Source organism: Roseovarius marisflavi (genome assembly GCF_900142625.1).
GTDB lineage: Bacteria > Pseudomonadota > Alphaproteobacteria > Rhodobacterales > Rhodobacteraceae > Roseovarius > Roseovarius marisflavi.
In genome coordinates this window covers 225,823-243,288 of the sequence record NZ_FRBN01000001.1, presented here as the reverse complement: position 1 = coordinate 243,288, position 17,466 = coordinate 225,823, and the positions used below count along the sequence as shown (strand labels likewise).

Genomic DNA, 17,466 nt, shown 5'->3' with positions numbered 1-17,466 from the left:
CTCATGCCCCTCCCATGGCGGCGACGCCGATCATGCTTAGCAAAATGGACAGGCCCACGGCCATGGCCACCATCGCCAAAACAATCACCCCCGCCGCCTTGAACATATTGTCAAAGCGATGCGCGGCATCGACAAATCCGATCAGAATATAAATGCCCCAGAGCGAGGTTATGAAAATCACCATTACGCCAAGAACAGGCGCCACGATCACCAGAACCGCCACCACCAGTTGCAGGATAAGCCGCAGCACCTGAAGCCAGCAGATCAGCACAAGCATGTCATCCAGACGCCCCTTGCCACCAAAGCCCTGCCCGATCCAGTAAAGCGTCAGCACCGTGATCGCGAGGGCGGCGAACAGAAACATCGTGAACAAGACCGGCGAATGAAAGGCCGGCGGCATCATTGCGGTTGCCATCGGATCGCTTGTCGGCGTCAGGCGCAGCGTGACCGAATAGACGATCGAGTTGAGCACCGACATCAGCGCAAGCGCCGTCCACAGCCAACGCTGTGGCAGGTTGAGCGCGATCAGGACCCCTGCGGCGCTGCGCGGGGCAAATAACGTCTGCACCAGAAGTGCCTTGAACCCGGCCTGTGTCATGCGTTGCTCCATTCCGCCTCTAGCCAGCCAGCGACCCAGAACCAGCCAAAGAAACTCAACCAGATCAGCCCAACCGCCTGAAGCCCCGGCCCCGGACCGATAAATCCGGCCACCAGCCCATGCAAAAGCATGATCGGGCTTGTCGCCAGCAGAGCCCAGAACAGCGCGACGCGCGCGCCATAAGCAGTCCCCTTGGCGCGAAGCATGCGGGCAAGGCCATGGCTCAAGAGGGCCAGAGTATAAAGGATCAGCGGCGCAATGAATATCCAGGCCAAAAGCGCGCCGCCCAGCATCGGGTTAAGCTCTTGCCCGGTCAGATGCGCCTCGCGGGCAAGGCGCGGCCATTGCGCGATGAAAATCACCCCGCAAGCGGCCACGAGAATGACCAGAGCCCGATCTTCGCGGGGACCGGCATCAAGCAGGCGCCGCACCACCCGGCGCGGCCCCCGATAGGTGGCGACGATGTCGCGTGTGACCGGCATCAGCCGCGCCGACGCTCCAGCCAACCCTCAAGCCGACTGTTGATTTCCCCGCGCAGGGCCTCATCCGAGATTTCCTCGACCGCTTCGGCCAAAAAGGCCAGCGTCAAAAGGTCGGTTGCAATCGCCTTTGGCACACCGCGCGCGCGCAGGTAATAAAGCGCATCCTCGTCAATCGCGCCGGTGGTGCTGCCGTGGGAACAGGCGACGTCATCGGCGTAAATCTCTAGCTCGGGCTTGGCCAGGAACTGGCTGTCGTCCTCCAGCAAGAGCGCCTGGCTGATCTGATAGCCATCGGTCTTTTGCGCGCCGGCCTTGACCAGGATCTTGCCCTGAAACACGCCCGTCGCGCCGTTGCGCAGCACCTTCTTGAACACCTGGCGGCTTTCACAGCGCTCGGCGTCATGGGTGATGAAGACGGTGTCATCGTGATGAAAGTCACCGTCACCCATGGCCGCGCCGGCCACATGGGCGGTCGCATCATCGCCGGTAAGCTCGATCACGCATTCGTTGCGCGTCATCACGCCATTGGCGGTCATGGTAAAGCTCTTGAAGGCGCTCTTTGTCCCAAGGCGGGCAAAGATATGCGTCGCCGCGCGCCGCTCATGATCGCGCCCCTGGGTACGCACATGGTGGAAGGTCGCGCCATCGCCAACCTCGACTTCCATCACCTTGTTGAATCGCGCCGCCGCCGGGCCGTTTTCAAGAACGGTGACCTCAGTGTCGGTATCAAGCTTGATAAGGTGGTGTAAGATCGCATCCGAAGCATCTGATTTGTGGATATAAATCAGGTTTATCGGCTTGCTGGTCGCTGCCGTCACATGGATCAGGATCCCGTCGGTTGCAAGGGCGGTATTGAGCGCCGCAAGCGGGCGCGCCACCGGCGACTGGCCGCGCTCTTCGAGCACGCCATAGGTGTCTTTCGCCCAGTGGATATCGCTTTGACCGGCCTCGGCCAGACGCTCGATCCGCACCCCCTCAAGCGCGAGGTCATCGCTGGCCTCGGCGTCAAAAACCCCATCCACAAAGACGATCCGAAGCCGGTCAACGCCGCCGAACATCTCGGCCTCGTCGCCATTGTCAAACAGCGCCGCTTTTGGAGCCTCGGCCTGAACAAGGCTGTCGGGGCGGGTGAATTTCCAATACTCATCGCGCCGTTCCGGCAGGCCCATGGCCCGCAGCCGATCAAGCGCCGCGCCGCGCGCCGCCATGGCCCATGTGCCCCCTTCGGGAAGCGAAAGCGCCGCAAGACGCTCTTGGTTCGCTGTCATTTTTGCCTGCGGGGCCGCCATCATGCCACCTCCGACAGGATATCGGCATAGCCGTTCTTCTCTACCTCAAGCGCCAGGTCCGGGCCGCCGGTCTTGATGATCCGGCCATCGGACATGATATGCACCACGTCGGGTTTGATATGATCGAGCAGGCGCTGATAGTGGGTGATCACAAGAAAGCCGCGACCCGCATCGCGCAGGGCATTCACCCCTTCCGACACAAGTTTCATCGCATCCACGTCAAGCCCGGAATCGGTCTCGTCCAGAATGCACATCTTCGGCTCAAGCATCGCCATCTGCAGGATTTCATTGCGCTTTTTCTCGCCGCCTGAAAAACCGACATTTACGGGCCGCTTGAGCATGTCGGCGTCGATCTTGAGGGTTTTTGCCTTTTCGCGCACCAGTTTGAGGAAGTCGGCGGCGCTGATCTCGTCCTCGCCACGCGCCTTGCGCTGTGCGTTCATGGCGGTGCGCAGAAAGGTCATATTGCCCACACCGGGGATTTCGACGGGGTATTGGAAGGCCAGGAAAAGGCCCGCCGCCGCACGCTCTTCCGGCTCCATCTCAAGGAGATCGACCCCTTCCAGCGTGGCGTTGCCTTCGGTCACGGTATACCCATCGCGCCCCGAAAGAACATAGGACAGCGTTGATTTCCCAGAGCCGTTCGGCCCCATGATCGCATGCACTTTGCCCGCCTCGACGGTCAGGTTCACACCCTTCAGGATGGTCTTGTCCTCTTCTTCAAGATCGACGTGCAGGTTCTTGATTTCCAACATTTTATGTCCTCACCGTGTGTTACGTTCAAACCCGCCTCAGGGCCGGGTCATCATCTCGATTATTTTCAAAAGCCGATCCGCCGGCAGGCCCATCGGCTTTACGTCAAACTCGGCCATGCGGCCATGCAGGCGCGAAGGCGCGCCCAGAAACTCTTCGATCTGGTGGTACTGGCGACGACGCTTATAGTCATCGACCAACACCATCACCGGCCGGGTCGTGCGCAAGGCCACCGCCATCGCACAGCCGGTGCGAAACCGCCCATCCACCAGCACCACATCGGGCTGGCGAAATTCCGGCAGGTCCCAGACCTCCAGCGGATAATGCGCATAGCGCTTCCAGCCACTGTTGTTGCGGGGAAATCCCCATTCCTTGGTTGGTCCGATATCGGACCAGATCACATCAACTTCGGTCGCCTCGGCGGGCGGGTTCTGGGCCAGAAAGCCGCGCATCATCTGCGCCCAGTCCTGATCGCCCTCAACGCTAAACACCTGTTTTCCAGGCATTTCCGACGCCATCACCGTCGAGCCACCCGATCCGTATTCCAGGATCACCGAGGCCCCCTCATAGGCCGCGCGCACCGCGGCCGCCTCGGCCTCGGGCAGGGTCAGCTCGGGGCGGTCTATGATCGGCGCGCCCGACATCCTAGCCGAGCACCACCGCAGTCCCGGAGGCCGAGACCATCAACATCGACTCCCCGACAACCTCGTAATCAAGATCAACCCCGACCACCGCATCCGCGCCAAGCGCCACCGCGCGCTGTTCAAGCTCTTGCAGCGCCACGTCGCGCGCATCCGCAAGCTTGGTTTCATAGGCGCCAGAGCGCCCGCCAACCACATCGGTGATCTGGGCGAAAAAATCGCGCACAATATTGGCCCCCATGATCGCCTCGCCGACAACAATGCCGCGATAATCGGTAATGGGTCGCCCTTCGACGCTTTGGGTGGTGGTGATGATCATCGCCGTCTAGCCTTCCTATCGTTCATGCGTAGGGTGGGTGAAACCCACGCCCTAGCCGACAGACCCTTCCAGAGAAATCGCCACCAATTGCTGCGCTTCCATCGCAAATTCCATCGGCAGCGCCTGAAGCACGTCCTTGCAGAACCCGTTCACCACAAGCGCCACGGCCTCTTCCTCGTCCATGCCGCGCGAGCGGCAATAGAACATCTGGTCGTCGTCCACCTTCGACGTGGTGGCCTCATGCTCTACCCGGCTCGAGTTGTTCTTGACCTCTATATAAGGCACCGTATGCGCGCCGCACTTGCTGCCGATCAAAAGACTGTCGCATTGGGTATAGTTGCGGCTGTCCTTGGCCTTGGGATGCATTGAGACAAGCCCGCGATAGGTATTCTGTGCGTGTCCCGCACTGATCCCCTTGCTGACGATGCGCGAGCGGGTGTTCTTGCCGAGATGGATCATCTTGGTGCCGGTGTCGGCCTGCTGATAGTTGTTGGCGATGGCGATCGAATAAAACTCGCCCTGGCTTTGATCGCCGCGCAGAATGCAACTCGGGTATTTCCAGGTCACAGCAGAGCCGGTTTCGACCTGCGTCCACATCACCTTGGCCCGATCACCCCGGCAATCGGCGCGCTTGGTCACAAAGTTATAGATCCCGCCCTTGCCGTTCTCATCACCCGGATACCAGTTCTGGACGGTGGAGTATTTCACCTCGGCGTCTTCCTCGATGATGATCTCGACCACGGCGGCATGAAGCTGTGCAACGTCACGCTTCGGCGCGGTACAGCCCTCAAGATAGCTCACATAGCTGCCCTTGTCGGCGATGATCAGGGTACGCTCGAACTGGCCGGTGTTTTCGGCGTTGATGCGGAAATAGGTGCTCAGCTCCATCGGGCAGCGCACGCCCGGCGGCACATAGACAAACGAGCCATCCGAGAAGACCGCCGAATTGAGCGTGGCATAGTAATTGTCGCTTACCGGCACGACCGAGCCGAGGTATTTCCTGACCAGCTCCGGGTGCTCCTTGATCGCTTCCGAGATCGAACAGAAAATCACCCCGGCCTTGCGCAATTCGGCCTGAAACGTGGTGCCGACCGACACGGAATCAAACACCGCATCCACGGCCACCTTGCGCCCTTCGGCGGGCATATCCTCGGCGCCTTCGACCCCGGCAAGGATCATCTGCTCCTTAAGCGGAATACCAAGCTTGGCATAGGTCGCCAATAGCTTGGGGTCGACCTCGTCCAAGGACTTGGGCTTGACCTCCATGCTCTTGGGGCGGGCATAGTAATACTGGTTCTGAAAGTCGATTTTCGGATAGTCGACCATCGCCCAGGTCGGCTCTTCCTTGGTCAGCCACCGGCGATAGGCCTCAAGCCGCCACTCGGTCATCCACTCGGGCTCTTCGTTCTTCGAACTGATCAGACGGACGATATCCTCGTTAAGCCCAAGCGGGGCGTATTCCATCTCGATATCGGTTTCCCAGCCGTACTTATAGGCGCCGCCGACCTCGCGCACGGCATCGACGGTTTCCTGATCTACGCCTTCCTTGACCTGAACATCGTCCAAAGCAGCCATTCCTATCTCCTTAACCTCTCAGGCCATGCGGCCCTGATGTTTTTGCCAGCGCTTCAGCCAGTCTTCGGCAAAGCGCATGATCTCATCTTCTGTCGTCTGGGGCCCAAGCGACACGCGTATCGCGCAGCTTGCCTTGGCCTCGTCAAATCCCATCGCCCGCAAGACATTGCTGGCGCGCACCTTGCCGCTCGAACACGCACTGCCCGCCGAAATGGCAAACCCGGCAAGGTCCATCGCCATAACCTGCGTCTCGCCCTTCCAGCCCGGCGTAATGAAGCAACTGGTGTTGGGCAAGCGCTCTACGGCTTTCCCGACAAAAATAGTCTCATTTGCAAACTGTGCAATAGTGGATTCTAGAATGTTTCTAAGTTTTTCGACTCTCGCCCAGGTCTCACCCTCAAGATCACGGGCTGCCGCCTCGGCGGCGGCTCCGAATCCGGCGATGCCGATCACGTTCTCGGTGCCCGCCCGACGCCCCATTTCCTGACCCCCGCCAAGGATCTGGGCCGCAACATCCGTGCCACGCTTGACGACAAGCGCACCAATCCCCTTGGGACCGCCAAGCTTATGGGCCGAGACAAGGGCCATTTGCGCCCCGGACCAATTGAACGCCAAGGGCAGCCTGCCGAATCCCTGCGTCATGTCACTTAGCGCCAAACCATCGGGCAAGACCTGAATCACCCCGGTTTCGGAATTCGCCAGTTGCAGAACGGATGCCGCAGGGTCGCTCACGGTCACCCGTCCGGCCTGATCCACTTCGAGATCATCGCCAACCCAGGCCCCGACCGCATCATGCTCCACCGCAGCCCCGCTCAATCCGCGCCCGCGACAGGCGAGCGCCGCCCCCTCCGTCGCGCCGGAGGTGAAAATCACATCGGCCCCCTCGGCGCCAAAAGCCGCCGCCACCTGCGCGCGCGCCCTCTCGACCAAGCCCTTGGCCGCACGCCCCTCGGCATGCACACTCGAGGGATTGCCAACAATATCCATCGCCGCAATCATCGCCGCGCGCGCCTCGGGCCGTAGCGGCGCCGTCGCGTTATAATCAAGGTAAACCCGCGCCATTACACGGCTTCCCCTTCTTCTTGGCAAAAATACTCGCGCCGCAGGCCCAATTCAGCGCCCGGCAGGGCGTCACTCCTATTAGCGCCCGGCAGGGCGTCACGTCTGATTGCGCCCGGCAGGGCGCGCTGCCGCGACGCCGAAGGCGGCGCAATCCCTTCAAACGCGGGCCTCATTCCTCATCCACCACAGAAAACAGATGCGGCACCGCCGGACAGGGCGCCAAAGTGTTGCCCACCACGTCGCTGAGCCGCGTCTGATGCAGATAGACATAAACCTGCGCGCTCAGGCCTTCCCAAAGCCGGTTCGCCATGGATTGCGCGCGCGATCCGCTCGCGCCCCCCGAGGCCCCGGCCCCCTTGTGCAGCGCATCCACCGTCTCATCCACGGCCGCCAGAATATCGGCCACCCGGATCTCTGACGCGGGGCGCGCCAGACGATAGCCGCCGCCTGGCCCGCGCACCGAGGCCACAAGTCCGGCGCGGCGCAATTTGACGAAAAGCTGTTCAAGATAGGGCAGTGAAATATCCTGACGCCGCGACACTTCGCCAAGCGTTACCACCGCGCCCTGCGGCTGAAGCGCGATATCCACCAGCGCAACCATCGCATATCTGCCCTTTGTGCTCAGTTTCATTAGTCCACTCCCCTGCGAACAGATTGACCTTACGCACCGCAAGGCTTATCTCCCTTTGAGCCATAGCGGCCCTGGTCGCAATTTAGAACAGTTCTAAGGTGCTTGAGCGATTTCGTCAAGATTATCGCGCGCATCTCTCAGTAAGGATAAAGGGAACACATGCCCGAGGTAATCTTTCCCGGCCCAGAAGGTCGGCTCGAAGGCCGCTACCATCCACAAAAAGAAAAAGACGCCCCGATTGCGATCGTGCTTCACCCGCACCCGCAATTTGGCGGCACGATGAACAACAAGGTTGTCTACAACCTTCATTATGCCTTTTACAACATGGGCTTTACCGTGCTGCGCTTCAACTTTCGCGGTGTCGGTCGAAGCCAGGGCGAGTATGATCAGGGCGTTGGCGAGCTGTCGGATGCGGCATCGGCTCTCGACTATCTGCAATCAATGAACAACAACTCCAAGCATTGCTGGGTCGCCGGCTTTTCGTTTGGCGCCTGGATCGGCATGCAGCTCTTGATGCGTCGGCCTGAGATCACCGGCTTTATCTCGGTCAGCCCGCCTGCCAATATGTATGACTTCTCGTTCCTTGCGCCCTGCCCGGCCTCTGGTCTGATCATCAACGGCAGCAATGACCGCGTCGCCCCGCCCGCCGATACCACGGCACTGGTGAATAAACTGCATGAACAGCAGGGCATCACCATCACCCATGAAGAGGTCGAGGGTGCGGGCCATTTCTTTGAAGATCCGTTTATGAATCCGATGATCAACAGCGTCACCTCTTACGTCAAACGCCGTCTGACCGAGAATACGCGCTAAAGGGAGAAAACCTGATGGGTGTCACCGAAGATCTTGCCGATGAACTGGCGCGCGACGTGATCAAGGCCATCGAGGTTACAGGCGACGAGGATCTGGTCGCCGATATCCAAAAGGTGCTGGGCGCCGGGTCGCAGACCGCTGAGGAGGCCTTTCTGACCTCGGTTCGCGTGCGCCGTGCGAACATCAAGGCGCGCGCCTATCTCATTGAAAAGCTGAAGAAATTCAAAGATGAGAAAGAGGCCCAGAAAACCTCTGGCGACTAGATAAACCCACGCGCCCTGATGTGACGCCAGGACACGCGTGGGTTTCACCCACCCTACATCAAACCTGACCGTTGCGAGTGCAAACCATCGAAGGCCCCGGTCGCGCGCCCGGCGTCAGGGCTCTGGTGATCACATTTCTATTTTCACCTTCGGGCGAACTGACATAAATCTTCCATATATTCTTGTCATTCCGATCACGTCCCTTTGCCGTTTCTTAAATCCTTGGCGGTTTTCTTTCCGGGTACACAAACCTAGGGAAATTGCGATGGTGACGAATGGTGTTCTGAGTGCGGCAAAGGCCGCAGTCCCCCTGGCGATGATGCTTTGTTGCGGTTTTGCATCCGCAGACACGCTTCGGGTCGGTGGGACCGGGACGGCCCTTGGCAGCATGCGCATTTTGGCCGAGGCGTATGAGGCACAGCACCCGGACATGAGCATCGAGGTGCTTCCGAGCCTCGGAAGCAGCGGCGGCATCAAAGCCGTGATCGCAGAGGCAATTGAACTTGGCCTAAGCGCACGCCCACTCAAGGACGCCGAACAGGCGGCGGGCGCGCAGGCGAGGGTTTTTGCCCGCAGCCCGCTTGTCTTTGCCACGTCGCTCGACAATCCGGCCGACGCAATCACCACACAGGCAATAGAAGCGGCCTTCTCCGGGCGAATCCTGCGCTGGGCAAGCGGTGCGCCGATCCGTCTTGTCATGCGCCCTGTCGAAGAGGCCAATACCAAGATCCTGAGGGGGGCTGTCCGATGGGATGGCGCGGGCGGTTGAGCAAGCCTTTGAGCGCCCCGGCCTTATCAGCGCGACCAACGATCAGGACAATGCCGACGCACTTGAGCGATTGTCGGGGTCTCTCGGACTTATCGCACTTGGTCAGATCAGGACAGAAAAGCGACGCCTCAAGATCCTTGCGCTGGATGACACGGCACCGGAGGGTGTCTTTGCCAAAGGTCGGGAAAACACGCTTTTGAAAACCATTTACGTGGTTTCAAAGCAAACATTGTCCCCTCAAACCGCTCAATTCCGCGATTTTATCTATTCAGATCAGGCCCACGATATCCTTCTTGCCCATGATTTCACCCCTGCCTGGAAGTGAGCAGAATGGCCGTGCAAAGCACCCTGACCTGAGAGATCGACCCGCGTGTCCTTCAACTTACGTCGGTTACGGCTCTGGTGGTTGCCGTTGCTCTTGCCGTGATGGCGCCGGTTTTCTACTTCGGCTATGAATATGCCCGCGGCAGTTCCAGCACGCAGGCCAGCGTGAATTCGCGGACTGTGTCACAGCTTATCGGGCACAACCCTCAAATGTGGCAATTCGAAACTCTGAGGATCAACGAAACCCTGGGCGGCCATGAGAAAACCGAAATTCGCCGCCTCTACGGCCTTGACGGAACGCTGGTCACCGAGGTCGGCTATGCTGCCCGGCCCGATGATCGTGACAACCGCTCCGGTATTTGACGCCGGAATCAAAGCCGGCAATCTGGAGGTAACCCAAAGCCTGCGTCCGTTGGTCGAGCGCAGCTTCATGGTATTTTTATTCTCAAGCCTCATTGGAACCCTCATTTTTCTCGCCATGCGCACGCTTCCCCTCGGTGTATTGCGGCGGGCGATTGATCATGCGTCGTTTCTGGCAAGCCACGATCCCCTGACGAAACTGCCCAATCGAACGCTGTTCAACGATTGGCTCGACAACGCCGTCGCCGACACCGAGCGCAGGCAAAAGCCGTTGGCCGTCCTGTGCCTCGATCTGGATCACTTCAGGGACATCAACGATATTCTTGGTCATGCGGTCGGGGACGAACTATTGACGCAGGCGACGGCGCGCATAAAGGCTCTGCTTGAAAGCAACGACTTTCTGGCCCGGTTGGGCGGCGATGAATTTGCCATCGTGCAGACAGACAAGGCGCGGCCACATCATGCAACTCAGCTTGCCAGCCAGATCATCAGCGCGCTGGCACGGCCTTTTGATCTGGACGGGAATGAAGCCCATGTCGGGGCCAGTGTCGGCATCACGATCCTCAATCTCGACGAGCAGACCGAGGCATCGACCCTTCTAATACAGGCCGATCTTGCACTGTATCGCGCCAAGTCCAAATGCCGCGGTTCGTTACAGTTTTTTGCCGAGGAGATGAATGAGCAGCTCCTGATCCGCAAACAGCTCAAGGGCGATCTCAGGCGCGCCATTCCCGAGGGGCAGCTTGAGCTGGAGTTTCAGCCGCAGGTCGATCTGACGACCGGCAAGGTGATTGGAGTCGAGTGCTTGCTGCGCTGGAGCCACCCGACCAAAGGCAGGGTGCCGCCGGATCAGTTCATACATCTCGCAGAAGAGAGCGGGCTGATCATTCCGATCGGCGATTGGGTCATTTGCCAGGCCTGCGCCCAGGCAAATGATTGGCCCGAGTTGAAATTTGCCGTCAATGTTTGCCCGATCCAGTTTCGCCAGGGCAATATCGTCGAAACCGTCCGCAACGCGCTTGAAGCCGAGGGGGTCAGTCCCAACAGGCTCGAGATTGAGATCACCGAGGGCATATTGCTTCAAAACACAGAGGAAACCATCGCCATCCTGACCGAGCTGAAAGCCATGGGTGTGCGCATCGCGATGGATGATTTCGGCACCGGCTACTCAAGCCTGAACTATCTGCGCCGGTTCGATTTTGACAAGATCAAGATCGACCAATCCTTTATCGCGGGACTTGGCCGAAGCACCGAATCGGATTGCATCATCCAGGCCGTCATCGACCTTGGCGCGTCACTTGGCATGACGTCAAATGCCGAAGGGGTGGAAACCCTGGCACAGGCGCGCAAACTCAAGCAACAGGGCTGCAAAGAGGTTCAGGGCTACTTTTTTGGCAGGCCAATGCCCTCGACCAGCATTCAAGAGCTTTTGGTTGATCATGACTGGATGATGCTTGCCGCCGATGACACGCCCTCCCGCTCAACCGATACAGACCCTGCGGACGTCTCGCGCCCAGGCCGTAAAAAAGCCAAGGGATGATCCACCGGCGGCCCAGGCCCCGCACCAGTGGTGCAGGGCCGTTGGCATGATCAGGCCCGCAGACGCGCGCCGCTTGGGTCGAACGGTGGTTCATGCAGAATGCGCGCCTTATGCGGGCGCCCCAGCACCATCACCTCGACCACGTCACCGGGCGCGGCGCCTTTGACATAGCCAAGCGCAAGGCTCATCCCGACGCTATAGCCATAGGTGCCCGAGGTGACCCGGCCAATGCCCTTGCCATCCTTCATGATCGGCTCGCCGCCGGTGGCATCGGCGTTCGAGGCAGTTACCTCTGCCTCGTCCAGATGCAACAGCACAAGTGTTTCGCGCTGAGCCTTGGCAAGCACGTCTTGCACCGCACCCTTGTTGAGAAAATCCTTGTCCATCTTGCAAAGCCCCGCAAGTCCGACCTCTTGCGGCCAGTATTCGGGGCTATATTCGCGGCTCCACGAGCCATAGCCCTTTTCAACCCGCATCGACATCAGCGCTCGGCTGCCGACCGGCCCGGCGCCAACCTCTTTGCCCGCCTCAAGAAGCGCATCGTACAATTGCGCCTGATCTTCGGTGGCGCAATGCAATTCCCACCCCAGATCGCCGGTAAAGCTAACCCGCAGGGCGACACAGTCGACGCCACCAAGGGTAATGCGCTGCGAGCGCATGAAGGCGAAATCATCCGTCGCCAGTGACGCATTGGTCAACCGCTGCAACATCTCGCGCGATTTCGGACCGGCCACGTTAAAGCCGCAAACCGCCTCGGTCAGGCTCTCAAAGGTGGTGCCCTCGGGCAAGGGCACAGCATCGAAAAACCGCTTGTGATAACGCTCGGCCATGCCCGAGGAAATCACCCAGAATTCATCCTCGCCGAGCCGCGTCACGGTGGCATCCCCGGCAATCCCGCCGCGCACCCCGATCAGCGGCGTCAGGCAAGAGCGCCCCACCGCCTTTGGCATCCGGTTGGCAAAAACCGTGTTTAGCCAATCCTCGGCGCCGGGCCCCTTTACGCGGTACTTGGCAAAGTTCGAGATGTCGATGATCCCTGCCCGCTCGCGCAGCATTTTGCATTCCTCGCCCACCGGCGCCCACCAGTTCTGGCGGGTGAAGCCGTTGGTATCGACCGTGCCGGGCGCGCTCGCATACCAAAGCGGATGTTCCCAGCCGTAGTTCAGACCAAACACCGCCCCCAACTGTTTTTGCCGCTCATATACCGGACGGGTGCGCAGCGGTCGCCCGGCGCTGCGTTCCTCGTTGGGGTAATGAATCGCAAAGCGATGCGCATATTGATCCTGTACCTTGGCCTTGACGAATTTCTTGTCATTGGCCCAAAGGCCAAAGCGCGCGATATCCCAGGCGAACATGTCATATTCCATCTCGCCGGTGGTGATCCATTGCGCCACCATCAGCCCCATGCCGGCCGATTGGCTAAAGCCCGGAATGATCCCGCCACACATGAAGTAATTCTTCAACTCTGGCACAGGCCCCAGAATCACGTTGCTGTCGGGCGACCAGATCATCGGCCCGTTGATCACCCGCTTCACGCCCGCCTCGGCGGCCAGCGGAACACGGTCCATGGCGCGCATCACGTTGTCCATGATCCGGTCCAGATCATCGGCAAAAAGCTCATGCGCGAAATCCAGCGGTGTACCTTCCTCGGCCCAGAATTTCATGTCCTGCTCATAGGCGCCGATCAAAAGGCCCTTGCCCTCCTGGCGCAGGTAATATTCGCCGTCCCGGTCCGCGACCGAGGGCAAACGGCGATCCATCGCGGCAATCTCTGCGATGGTTTCGGTGACAAAATACTGGTGCTCTGTCGGTTGCAACGGCACCTTGATCCCCGCAAGCGCCGCCACTTCGCGCCCCCAGAGCCCCCCGGCGTTGATCACCCACTGGGTCTTGATGTCGCCCGTGGGCGTGCGCACGATCCATGTGCCGTCAGGCTGCTGCTCGGTGCCGGTGACGGGCGTAAAGCGGTTGATCTCGGCGCCTTTCTGGCGCGCCCCGGCCGCATAGGCATTGGTCACACCCGACGGGTCGACATTGCCGCCATCCGGTTCCCACATGATACAGCGGATGCCGTCGAAATTCACCAGCGGATGAAGCCGCTCGGCCTCGTCGCGGGTCACCTCGTGAAAATTCATCCCGTAAAGCTTGGCCTTGGCCGCCTGAAGGCGCAGCTGATGCTCGCGGTTCTCGGTCTGGGCAAGATAAAGGCTGCCGGGCTGAAACACGCCACAGGATTGGCCGGTTTCCTCCTCTAGGGCGTTATAGAGCGTCATCGTATAGTGCTGCAGGCGGCTGATATTGGCGCTGTCATGCAGCCCGTGAATATTGGCCGCCGCGTGCCATGTGCTGCCGCTCGTCAACTCGTCGCGTTCAAGAAGAACCACATCGGACCAGCCAAGCTTGGCCAGGTGATAGAGGATTGAGCATCCGATTACGCCGCCGCCGATCACGACTGCCTGTGCATGGGTCTTCATGGGTCTTCCCTTGGCTTTATGTCCTTGCCACATATTGAAGACCATACCGCGCCTCCAATTGCCAATCTCCGACATGTTCTGTCGTTGTGGTTCCATCTTTTGGCTTTTCTCCCCCGACGCGATTCTGCTTCTTCTTGGCCCAAATACTCCGGGGAGTTTGAGGGGCAGCGCCCCTCATCTGAACCTGCCCCGCGCGGCGTAGCCGCTCCGCCTTTAAAACCCCATTGATCCAAGACAAACGACATAATCTGTCGCAAATATGCATGCATGCCCCCGACAGGACTTCACTCTGAACCTCAAACCCGAGAGGAGGCCCGCCATGAAAACCACCACCCGCGTCGTCGTGATCGGCGGCGGTGTCGTCGGCTGTTCGGTGCTTTATCACCTGACCAAGCTTGGCTGGTCCGACGTGATTCTGCTCGAGCGCTCCGAGCTCACCTCAGGGAGCACATGGCACGCGGCGGGCGGGTTTCACACCCTCAATGGCGATACCAACATGGCCGCGCTTCAGGGCTATACCATTCGGCTCTACAAGGAACTTGAAGAGATCAGCGGCATGTCCTGCGGGCTGCATCACGTCGGCGGCGTGACGCTGGCGGACAATCGCGACCGATTTGACATGCTTTTGGCCGAGCGCGCCAAACACCGCTACATGGGGCTTGATACCCATGTCGTGACCCCCGAAGAGATCGCCAAAATCGCGCCGGTGACCAATATCGACGGCATCCTCGGCGGGCTTTATGACCCGCTTGACGGGCATCTTGATCCCTCGGGCACCACCCACGCCTATGCGAAGGCCGCGCGCATGGGCGGCGCGTTGATTGAAACCCATTGCATGGTGCGCGAGACAGTACAGCGCGGCGATGGCACTTGGGACGTGGTCACCGACAAGGGCACGGTGCATACCGAGCATGTGGTCAATGCCGGCGGGCTCTGGGCGCGTGAAGTGGCGGCGATGGCCGGGGTTTACCTGCCGCTGCACCCGATGGAGCACCAATATATCGTCACCGACGAGATCCCCGAGATTTATGAGCGTGACGCGGAACATCCGCATGTGATGGACCCCGCTGGCGAAAGCTATCTGCGTCAGGAAGGCCGTGGTCTCTGCATCGGGTTCTACGAACAGCCCTGCAAACCCTGGGCAGTGGATGGCACCCCGTGGGAGTTTGGACATGAGCTCTTGCCCGACAACCTCGACAAGATCGAGGCCAGCATCGAATTTGCCTATCGCCGCTTTCCGGTTCTGGAAAAGGCCGGTGTCAAATCGGTGATCCACGGCCCCTTCACCTTTGCGCCCGATGGCAACCCCTTGGTGGGGCCGGTGCCGGGGATGCGCGGCTATTGGTCGGCCTGCGGGGTCATGGCCGGCTTTAGCCAGGGCGGCGGTGTCGGGTTGATGCTGGCGCAATGGATGACTTCGGGCGAATGCGAGCGCGATGTGACGGCGATGGATGTGGCCCGCTTTGGCGACTGGATCACACCCGGCTATACCCGCCCCAAGGTGATCGAAAACTATCAGAAACGTTTTTCCGTCAGTTATCCCAACGAAGAACTGCCCGCCGCGCGCCCGCTGCGCCAGACGCCGATGTATGACGTGTTTGACGCCATGGGCGCGGTCTGGGGCGCGCAATACGGGCTTGAGGTGGTCAATTACTTTGCCACCGGCGATGAGCCGCGGTTTGAAACCCCGTCTTTTCGCCGCTCGAACGCCTGGGAGGCAACCGCGCGCGAGGTAAAAGCGGTGCGCGAGGCCGTCGGTATCAACGAGGTGCATAATTTCGGCAAATACCTTGTCACCGGCACTGGCGCGCGCGCCTGGCTTGACCGGATCATGGCCGGGCGTATCCCGAAACCGGGGCGCTTGTCGCTGACGCCGATGCTGTCACCCAAGGGGCGGCTTTGGGGCGATTTCACGGTGTCTTGCCTCAACGACGAAACGTTCCAACTGACCGCGTCCTACGGCGCGCAGGCGTTTCACATGCGCTGGTTCGCGATGAATGAGGCCGAGGATGTCCGCGTCGAGAACGTCAGCGACCGCCTGAACGGGTTTCAGATCGCAGGCCCGAAAGCGCGCGAGGTTCTGGTGGCCGTGACCCGAGACCGGGTTGAGGACATGTCCTTCATGGATATCCGCCGTGCCACCATCGGCATGGTCGACTGTCTGGTCCAGCGGGTCAGCTATACCGGCGACCTGGGCTATGAAATCTTTTGCGACCCGATGGCGCAACGCGCGCTTTGGGATGTGCTCTGGTGCGAGGGGCAAGCCCACGGCATGCGTCCCTTCGGCATGCGCGCAATGATGTCCTTGCGTTTGGATCGCTTTTTTGGCTCCTGGATGAACGAGTTCTCGCCCGACTACACCCCGGCCGAGACCGGCATGGATCGCTTCATCAGCTTCACCAAAGCCGCCGACTTCATCGGGCGCGCGGCAGCCGAGGCCGAGCGTGAGACGGGCGCGAAACGCAAGCTTATGGCCTTCGAGGTCAAGGCCGGGGACGCCGATGTCAACGGGTATGAGCCGATCTGGATCAACGGCGAGGTGCAGGGATTTTGCACGTCGGGCGGCTATTCGCATCACGCCGGGAAATCAATCGCCCTCGGGCTTGTTCCCGCAGGTCAGGCGGAGGCGGGTCTGGCCGTGGAGATCGAGATATTGGGACAACGCTATCCCGCCACTCTGATCACCGAGCCGCTCTTTGACGCGGATGGTGCGCGGATGCGAGGGTAAAAACCGCTTGCGGCGCCGTATCAGGGCCGGTGTCTGATTTGAGTATTTTTGCCAAGAAGAAGGGGCCGTTGGGGTTTGTGTCGATACGGCGCGCTACAAGGCGTGCGTGTTGCCCCAGTCAATCAGCGCGCCAATCACGGGGCCAAGGGTGCGGCCCTTGTCGGACAGCGAATATTCGACCTTGGGCGGCACTTCGGCATAGACCTTGCGCACGATCAGCCCGTCGTTTTCCAATTCGCGCAACTGGCGCGTCAGGCTGCGGGGAGTGACGCGTTTCAGGAGCTTTTGCAGCTCGTTAAAGCGCTTTGTTCCCTCGCCGAGGCGAAACAGGATCACCCCTTTCCACTGGCCCCCGATCAGGTCAAGCGTGGCCTCCATCGGGCAGTTGCAGAGGTGGCTCTTCTAATCGTGGCGCCGCTTGCCCTGCTGGTGTCGCTTTATGGGATGAGCGATGCGCTGACCGCCGGGGCGGCCATGGTCTTTTTCTGGGCGCGGCTGACCTATTATGTGGTCTATGTCTTGAGGCTGCCATATGTGCGCACGGTTGCGTTCATGGTGGGCTCTGGCTGTCAGGCGGTCTTGGCGCTGCGTCTCTTTGGGGTGCTTTGATCTATTTCCTGTCGGGGGCGTCGGGATCAGCCTGACCGACGCCCTTGAAGATAAACTTGAACGGCAGGATCCAGACGAAACCAAGCCCCACATAAATCAGCAACTCCAGCCACAAGGCGGGCCGGTCCAGCAGGCCGATCACGCTGACGGCGGCCACCACATAGGCGGGCATTCCGATCAGCAAAATCACCAGAGACCAGCGCCGACGCGCCTTGTAGCTTAGGGCCATGTTTGTC

At 60.1% G+C, this 17,466-nt stretch carries 20 protein-coding genes; 8 read left to right on the top strand and 12 right to left on the bottom strand.

What is annotated here, in order from left to right:
- Position 1 precedes the first annotated feature (1 nt).
- The 9 genes from BUB78_RS01230 to iscR form a co-directional block, all read right to left on the bottom strand.
- Entirely contained in the window at positions 2–598 is a 597-nt protein-coding gene (locus BUB78_RS01230; RefSeq protein ID WP_245813321.1) for a YIP1 family protein, read from the bottom strand.
- A complete protein-coding gene (locus BUB78_RS01225) occupies positions 595–1,080 on the bottom strand; it encodes a YIP1 family protein (RefSeq protein ID WP_073194131.1) in 486 nt (161 codons plus the stop codon). The genes BUB78_RS01230 and BUB78_RS01225 overlap by 4 nt, the downstream gene beginning before the upstream one ends.
- Positions 1,080–2,369: a Fe-S cluster assembly protein SufD gene (gene sufD / locus BUB78_RS01220; RefSeq protein ID WP_073194587.1), complete on the bottom strand. Its 1,290-nt coding sequence runs from the start codon at positions 2,367–2,369 to the stop codon at positions 1,080–1,082. Before sufD ends, BUB78_RS01225 begins: the two co-directional genes overlap by 1 nt.
- Positions 2,369–3,124 (bottom strand): Fe-S cluster assembly ATPase SufC, encoded by a 756-nt coding sequence (gene sufC, locus BUB78_RS01215; RefSeq protein WP_073194129.1) that lies wholly within the window; start codon positions 3,122–3,124, stop codon positions 2,369–2,371. Before sufC ends, sufD begins: the two co-directional genes overlap by 1 nt.
- A gap of 36 nt (positions 3,125–3,160) precedes the next feature.
- Entirely contained in the window at positions 3,161–3,766 is a 606-nt protein-coding gene (locus tag BUB78_RS01210; protein WP_073194127.1) for a hypothetical protein, read from the bottom strand.
- A 1-nt stretch (position 3,767) separates the two neighbouring features.
- Positions 3,768–4,082 (bottom strand): heavy metal-binding domain-containing protein, encoded by a 315-nt coding sequence (locus BUB78_RS01205; protein WP_073194125.1) that lies wholly within the window; start codon positions 4,080–4,082, stop codon positions 3,768–3,770.
- Between the two features lie 51 nt (positions 4,083–4,133).
- Positions 4,134–5,657 carry a Fe-S cluster assembly protein SufB gene (gene sufB, locus BUB78_RS01200; protein WP_073194124.1) on the bottom strand — a complete coding sequence of 508 codons (1,524 nt, stop codon included), beginning with the start codon at positions 5,655–5,657 and terminating at the stop codon, positions 4,134–4,136.
- Positions 5,658–5,675: 18 nt separating this feature from the next.
- Positions 5,676–6,719 carry a cysteine desulfurase family protein gene (locus BUB78_RS01195; RefSeq protein ID WP_073194122.1) on the bottom strand — a complete coding sequence of 348 codons (1,044 nt, stop codon included), beginning with the start codon at positions 6,717–6,719 and terminating at the stop codon, positions 5,676–5,678.
- Between the two features lie 169 nt (positions 6,720–6,888).
- Complete coding sequence (gene iscR, locus BUB78_RS01190) at positions 6,889–7,350, bottom strand: Fe-S cluster assembly transcriptional regulator IscR (protein WP_073194120.1); 462 nt, start codon at positions 7,348–7,350, stop codon at positions 6,889–6,891.
- Positions 7,351–7,509: 159 nt separating this feature from the next.
- Here iscR and BUB78_RS01185 point away from each other — a divergent pair, with 159 nt between their 5' ends.
- The 6 genes from BUB78_RS01185 (at position 7,510) to BUB78_RS01160 (ending at position 11,419) form a co-directional block, all read left to right on the top strand.
- Entirely contained in the window at positions 7,510–8,163 is a 654-nt protein-coding gene (locus BUB78_RS01185; RefSeq protein WP_073194118.1) for an alpha/beta hydrolase, read from the top strand.
- A 14-nt stretch (positions 8,164–8,177) separates the two neighbouring features.
- A complete protein-coding gene (locus BUB78_RS01180) occupies positions 8,178–8,426 on the top strand; it encodes a hypothetical protein (protein ID WP_073194116.1) in 249 nt (82 codons plus the stop codon).
- A gap of 265 nt (positions 8,427–8,691) precedes the next feature.
- Entirely contained in the window at positions 8,692–9,195 is a 504-nt protein-coding gene (locus BUB78_RS01175; RefSeq protein ID WP_073194114.1) for a PstS family phosphate ABC transporter substrate-binding protein, read from the top strand.
- Entirely contained in the window at positions 9,179–9,520 is a 342-nt protein-coding gene (locus BUB78_RS01170) for a hypothetical protein (RefSeq protein WP_073194112.1), read from the top strand. The genes BUB78_RS01175 and BUB78_RS01170 overlap by 17 nt, the downstream gene beginning before the upstream one ends.
- 101 nt (positions 9,521–9,621) lie before the next feature.
- Positions 9,622–9,882 (top strand): hypothetical protein, encoded by a 261-nt coding sequence (locus BUB78_RS20580; protein WP_220083968.1) that lies wholly within the window; start codon positions 9,622–9,624, stop codon positions 9,880–9,882.
- 115 nt (positions 9,883–9,997) lie between these two features.
- Positions 9,998–11,419 carry a putative bifunctional diguanylate cyclase/phosphodiesterase gene (locus tag BUB78_RS01160; RefSeq protein WP_220083967.1) on the top strand — a complete coding sequence of 474 codons (1,422 nt, stop codon included), beginning with the start codon at positions 9,998–10,000 and terminating at the stop codon, positions 11,417–11,419.
- A 50-nt stretch (positions 11,420–11,469) separates the two neighbouring features.
- Here BUB78_RS01160 and BUB78_RS01155 read toward each other — a convergent pair whose 3' ends face one another.
- Positions 11,470–13,893 (bottom strand): GcvT family protein, encoded by a 2,424-nt coding sequence (locus BUB78_RS01155; RefSeq protein WP_073194106.1) that lies wholly within the window; start codon positions 13,891–13,893, stop codon positions 11,470–11,472.
- Positions 13,894–14,212: 319 nt separating this feature from the next.
- On the opposite strand from BUB78_RS01155, the gene BUB78_RS01150 reads away from it, so the two are divergent.
- The gene (locus BUB78_RS01150) at positions 14,213–16,621 is read left to right on the top strand and encodes a GcvT family protein (RefSeq protein WP_073194104.1); all 2,409 of its coding nucleotides are present in this window, start codon (positions 14,213–14,215) and stop codon (positions 16,619–16,621) included.
- A 93-nt stretch (positions 16,622–16,714) separates the two neighbouring features.
- Here BUB78_RS01150 and BUB78_RS01145 read toward each other — a convergent pair whose 3' ends face one another.
- On the bottom strand, positions 16,715–16,999 hold the full coding sequence (locus BUB78_RS01145) for a winged helix-turn-helix transcriptional regulator (protein ID WP_073194102.1): 285 nt from the start codon (positions 16,997–16,999) through the stop codon (positions 16,715–16,717).
- 15 nt (positions 17,000–17,014) lie between these two features.
- Here BUB78_RS01145 and BUB78_RS01140 point away from each other — a divergent pair, with 15 nt between their 5' ends.
- Positions 17,015–17,230 (top strand): MAPEG family protein, encoded by a 216-nt coding sequence (locus BUB78_RS01140; protein ID WP_073194101.1) that lies wholly within the window; start codon positions 17,015–17,017, stop codon positions 17,228–17,230.
- A 1-nt stretch (position 17,231) separates the two neighbouring features.
- On the opposite strand, the gene BUB78_RS01135 is transcribed toward BUB78_RS01140, so the two are convergent.
- Positions 17,232–17,459 carry a DUF2842 domain-containing protein gene (locus BUB78_RS01135; RefSeq protein WP_073194099.1) on the bottom strand — a complete coding sequence of 76 codons (228 nt, stop codon included), beginning with the start codon at positions 17,457–17,459 and terminating at the stop codon, positions 17,232–17,234.
- Positions 17,460–17,466: the final 7 nt, after the last annotated feature.